General features: G+C 42.5%; 6 protein-coding genes and 2 pseudogenes. 6 read left to right on the forward strand and 2 right to left on the reverse strand.

What is annotated here, in order from left to right; genetic code table 11:
- The 6 genes and pseudogenes from FBQ94_RS17175 to FBQ94_RS17200 form a co-directional block, all read left to right on the forward strand.
- Positions 1–105, forward strand: a pseudogene (locus FBQ94_RS17175) (IS5-like element ISJca1 family transposase); the annotation flags it as partial.
- 131 nt (positions 106–236) lie between these two features.
- Positions 237–584 carry an STAS-like domain-containing protein gene (locus FBQ94_RS17180; protein ID WP_007220319.1) on the forward strand — a complete coding sequence of 116 codons (348 nt, stop codon included), beginning with the start codon at positions 237–239 and terminating at the stop codon, positions 582–584.
- 147 nt (positions 585–731) lie between these two features.
- A complete protein-coding gene (locus FBQ94_RS17185; RefSeq protein ID WP_007220320.1) occupies positions 732–1,139 on the forward strand; it encodes a DUF5615 family PIN-like protein in 408 nt (135 codons plus the stop codon).
- Complete coding sequence (locus tag FBQ94_RS17190; RefSeq protein WP_285442294.1) at positions 1,132–1,791, forward strand: type I restriction endonuclease; 660 nt, start codon at positions 1,132–1,134, stop codon at positions 1,789–1,791. The genes FBQ94_RS17185 and FBQ94_RS17190 overlap by 8 nt, the downstream gene beginning before the upstream one ends.
- Positions 1,772–1,933: a hypothetical protein gene (locus FBQ94_RS17195; RefSeq protein WP_285442295.1), complete on the forward strand. Its 162-nt coding sequence runs from the start codon at positions 1,772–1,774 to the stop codon at positions 1,931–1,933. The genes FBQ94_RS17190 and FBQ94_RS17195 overlap by 20 nt, the downstream gene beginning before the upstream one ends.
- Positions 1,926–2,606 (forward strand): annotated as a pseudogene (locus FBQ94_RS17200) (type I restriction enzyme subunit R domain-containing protein); the annotation flags it as partial. The gene FBQ94_RS17195 and the pseudogene FBQ94_RS17200, both read left to right, overlap by 8 nt.
- A 167-nt stretch (positions 2,607–2,773) precedes the next feature.
- On the opposite strand, the gene FBQ94_RS17205 reads toward FBQ94_RS17200, so the two are convergent.
- Together FBQ94_RS17205 and FBQ94_RS17210 are read right to left on the reverse strand one after the other, a co-directional pair.
- Entirely contained in the window at positions 2,774–3,628 is an 855-nt protein-coding gene (locus FBQ94_RS17205; protein ID WP_285442297.1) for a hypothetical protein, read from the reverse strand.
- Positions 3,629–3,641: 13 nt separating this feature from the next.
- Positions 3,642–4,484, reverse strand: a complete 843-nt coding sequence (locus FBQ94_RS17210; protein WP_285442298.1) for a DUF6345 domain-containing protein — start codon at positions 4,482–4,484, stop codon at positions 3,642–3,644.
- Positions 4,485–4,636 lie beyond the last annotated feature (152 nt).

The following is a 4,636-nucleotide window of genomic DNA, read 5'->3' on the forward strand; positions in this document are numbered from 1 at the left end:
TATGCCAGAAATCTTGCTCAACAAAGAACAGAAGTAGGTATCAAGGCATCTGTTTTAAACCGTATGATGAAATTAGGAATGCCGGAAAGTTATGCGATCACATAAATTGCATACGACAGGGAAAAACTCCTTTTTTAGTGGATTTGTGCAACAAAGCCGTTTAAAACTGATGATACATCATCGTATATATTATCTGATGAAATCAGTTTGGACGATATATTCTAAAAGGAGGTCGTATGGAAATATTGACAATAAGCGTCTTTAATACAGTTGGAACCCCTTTCTGTGTTGAAGCTGATGACGGACAGAAAGTTTACGAGCTTATTAAAAAAGCATTGCAGGAAAACAAAAAGGTAAAAGTGTCATTTCAGAATGTAGAAATGCTTACCTCCGCATTTCTTAATGCGGCAATAGGACAACTTTATAAGGATTTTTCTGAGGAAGAAATAAAGAACAACCTTTCCGTCGATAATATTGCAAAAGAAGATGCCTCACTCTTAAAGCGGGTAGTCATCACAGCAAAGCTTTATTATAAAGACCCCCAAAAAATGGAAAAATCAATAAACGAGATACTGGGAGAATAGTTCATGAAAAAAAGATATTCTTCCAAAGATATTTCTTCAATTAATAACCGGCAGATATTTTTTGATGCTAATGTAATCTTGTATATTTTCTGGCCAACTGGCAAGTATACCTGAGAGCAACACTATTCATCTGTTTTTGGTAAACTGATGAGGCAAAATAACACATTAGCAACAGATTTTATTGTCATATCAGAAACGCTTAACAGGGTAATCAGAATAGAATATCAAAAATATTTATATGAACGTAACCTGAAAGATGATGATTATAAATTTAAGGAATATCGGGATAGTAGTGATGGTAAGGAGGTGTTAAACGATATACACACTATTGTCAAATCCAAGATATTAACAAAATTCTCTATTATAGGAAAAACTTTTCAAAAATCAGATATCGAAACATTTTTGTCAGTTGATTCCCTGGATTTTTCAGATAAAGCTATTCTTTCTCTATGTAAGGAAAGTAATTGTATTTTGCTGACAAATGATAAAGATTTTGCAGAATCTGATATTGAGATTCTTACTTCTCACCCGGTGTTGTTGAAAAACAATGAGTAACGCACTTTACGAATCAGATATTGAACAACTTGCCTTAGAGATTCTCAAAGATGAGCATGATTATAAGATCCTCTACGGACCTGATATTTCCGAAGGTAAGTATAAAGAACGCGAATATACGGAAGTTATCCTGCAAGGGCGTTTAAAGAAAGCTGTTGATACGATTAATGATTCAATTCCGGATGATGCCCGAGAAGAAGCGATTAAAAAGGTTTTGCGTACCTTCTCTGTCAGCATGATGGAAAACAATGAGTCTTTTCACCGCATACTTACCGAGGGCATAGATATTAAGTTCAATGTGGGTGAAGGTAAGTCAAGAACAGAAAAGGTATGGCTGATTGATTTCACGAATTATGATAATAATGAATTCTTGGCAGTCAATCAGTTTACCTTAGTTGAAAATCATAACCATAAACGGCCCGACATTGTGTTATTTATTAACGGTATTCCTCTGATTGTGATTGAACTGAAAAATCCCATTGATGAAAACGCTGACGTTAAAGCCGCGTTTAACCAACTTCAGACCTATAAGCAATTAATTCCTTCACTCTTTTCTTACAATGCCTTTCTTATTGCCAGCGATGGATGGTTTTGCCAAGGTTGGTACGATTACCAGCGATTATGCACACTTTATGGAGTGGAAAACTGCTGACGGAGAAACTATTGTTGACGCCAGGGTTGAACCCGAACTTGAACCGATGATTAAGAGGCTGTTAAACAAAAAGACCCTGCTCGATGTCATCCGCCATTTCATTGTTTTTGAGGAAGCAAGAGAAAAGACGCTAAAAGCTTGATGAGAAAGCCGAAGATATTACCGAAGGCGATGAGCTTTCAGAGCGACAGCTTCGATTTGCCAAATGGACAAGCAAAGAAGCTGTGGTAGGAAGCGAACAGCGGCTTCAACAGGTTTCGGCTGACATGGTTAACCATTTTGAACAGCGCTTACTAGCAGCACAGGGTAAAGCCATGTTTGTTTGCATGAGCCGCAGGATTTGTGTCGCCCTTCATGATGAAATTATTAAGTTGCGCCCGCACTGGTATAACGCTGAGGATGACAAAGGCGCAATCAAGGTTATTATGATTGGTTCTGCCAGCGATCCCCTGGATTGGCAGGAACACATCCGTAATAAGCAGAGAAGGATTAAAATCGGCAATCGGTTGAAAGACCCTCAGGACCCACTAAAGCTTGTGATTGTCCGCGATATGTGGCTTACCGGCTTTGATGCGCCATGTTTGCATACCCTTTACATTGACAAGCCGATGAATGGACATAACCTCATGCAGGCAATCGCTCGTGTAAACCGTGTTTTTGGTGATAAAGAAGGTGGACTGGTAGTTGATTATATTGGCATTGCTCAGGATTTAAAAAAGGCACTGGCGGTTTACACGGAAAGTAAAGGTAGAGGCAACTTGACGTTTGATCAGGAAGAAGCGGTTGCCAGGATGCTGGAATTGTACGAGATTGTTAATGATAAACAATCCAATTTCTCCTTGATAATGCAAAAAATTACAGATTTTTCTACTATAGAAAATCTTTTCCGCCTGACAAAGACAAAAGCCCTCCAAGGGGTAATCCTATTAATACAATACTCTACCTTGATCTTCATTCAGGTATTGTTGAATCACCTGACAGATTAATTTGCGACTGGAACGGTAAACATAAAGCCGTTACCTTCTTCAGGTGTGACCGCAACCACGATACCCGGTACGAATTTGATTCTCCCTTCAGTCCGTAACGGTGTATAGGCAAGTTTCATATTGACCGAAAGCACTGGTCGTCCTTGCATTGCATCCTGGATCTGGGTAACGATATCGTTGATTACCTGGTCTTGCGGCCGCAGCTTTTGCACATCTGCCAGAAAGAAATCGGGCCACTTCACAAGCAGGCGGGAAATCTCGCCTGAATTCGAGATCGCCCCCTTAATCTCGGAGGCAAATACCGGAAGGTTATTAACATTGCGCTCTATATATACAAGCTGTTCCCTGGCGAACGCTTCATCCCTGGTTTTCTCCTGAACCGACCCACCCTGACTCAATACCGTCGATACACCCGGCCCTTTTAGTTCATCCTCAGGTACGCCGATGGTTTTGACTGCCTCAACGATCATCTTTTCAGCCTGATCCTTGGCCACTGCCTTTGTGGGAGAAACGCCATGTTTGTAGCCACGGTTTGCATTGATATAACGGACATAGCCCCTGTCCTTTTCAATTTGTAACTTTCGCTCTTTGTCCTGAAAACTTTCTTTTTCTGCCTTTTCCGGAACTTTATCCCGAACTGCCTCAGTCAGCAATTGTATTGAGGCGCGCTCAGTCCACAGCTTCTGTTTCGGTGCGTTTAAAACACTTTCGTCCCATACAGGCAAGGATTCTCTGATCAGGGCAGAATAATCTGAATCTGTCTTCCGTTGTTCTTCCTGTGCCACCACAGTCGAGGTCATTGCAATCACTAATAAACAGGCGGAAATGATACCAATGTGGCATATTTTCATTTTTGATTCCTCCTTAATCGATGCCCGTGCCGATTGTATCTTCGTTTGCGGGATCGCAGTTTTCGAGATATACAGTTCCCCAATACCCCACGCTCGTGGGATTGGAAAGCACGTTATTGTACCGTTCGGTGCCGATTCTATTCCAGGTATCATCGCTATTGGCTCCCACTGCGTATGCCACCGGGCACTGATCATCCGTACCGCTGATATCCGGACGGTACATATTGTCAAGCCAGGCATCTGCAATCGTAGCGGTAAAAGCATCGGATGCGAAGTCCTCGTAATCGCTGATCAGATCAGATCCAATCCACATGAAACCATGAAAGCCGTTCACTTGATGCAGACCACTGAAGGATTCCCACCACCGGTCAGCCCACTGGTTATCGTCCATACTGTTGCAAGAAGATATATGGAGAAACTTCAGATTGGTATTGCCGAAACGCATATCTCCCTGCCAGGTCTGGCAATCTCCGGCGCCCGCCTCATCCACCCTGACACTCCCTTGCCATCGGTCATTGCTCTCACTGCCATGCATAAAAATGAGGGCAGCATCTGCAATATCGATATTGTTGTGGTCGTTTCCCCAATTCACGGCATTGGTATCGGTGAATAGGCTATCTACGATATTGCCGTCGATGGCCTGGCCATCCTGCGCGTAAGCCCCTGAGTGCGCTGTATTGGTAACTTCGTTGTACCAGGCAAGCCCCATGTCGTCCCACAGGGAAAGATTAGCGCCCGCGCAGCCTGCGTTCCACGTCGTTACTCCGTATAGTCTTGCTTTTCTCTTACATCCAAATGCAACGGTACACAAGGAGATTACAATAATTATGAGTAAGATAATTTTTCGCTCTCTCATATGTCCTCCAATCAAATCGACTCTGTAAGTCAGAATCAGTTAAAGGTAAAAGAGATAAATTAAGGTAGAACGGACAGTTACCCGACCGCCCCCTCACAGATCCCAGCGTGCGGTACTACCGCACCGGGCTCTTCGAAACTGTTCACTTTCGC

It is taken from the genome of Candidatus Jettenia sp. AMX1 (assembly GCF_030263775.1).
In the GTDB taxonomy this organism is placed as follows: domain Bacteria; phylum Planctomycetota; class Brocadiia; order Brocadiales; family Brocadiaceae; genus Jettenia; species Jettenia caeni.

Bases quoted from the DNA above. Each gene is read 5' to 3' on its own strand.
- FBQ94_RS17180 (WP_007220319.1), top strand. From the start codon at position 237: ATGGAAATATTGACAATAAGCGTCTTTAATACAGTTGGAACCCCTTTC.
- FBQ94_RS17195 (WP_285442295.1), top strand. From the start codon at position 1,772: ATGGAGTGGAAAACTGCTGACGGAGAAACTATTGTTGACGCCAGGGTT.
- FBQ94_RS17205 (WP_285442297.1), bottom strand. From the start codon at position 3,628: ATGAAAATATGCCACATTGGTATCATTTCCGCCTGTTTATTAGTGATT.
- FBQ94_RS17210 (WP_285442298.1), bottom strand. From the start codon at position 4,484: ATGAGAGAGCGAAAAATTATCTTACTCATAATTATTGTAATCTCCTTG.
- FBQ94_RS17190 (WP_285442294.1), top strand. From the start codon at position 1,132: ATGAGTAACGCACTTTACGAATCAGATATTGAACAACTTGCCTTAGAG.
- FBQ94_RS17185 (WP_007220320.1), top strand. From the start codon at position 732: ATGAGGCAAAATAACACATTAGCAACAGATTTTATTGTCATATCAGAA.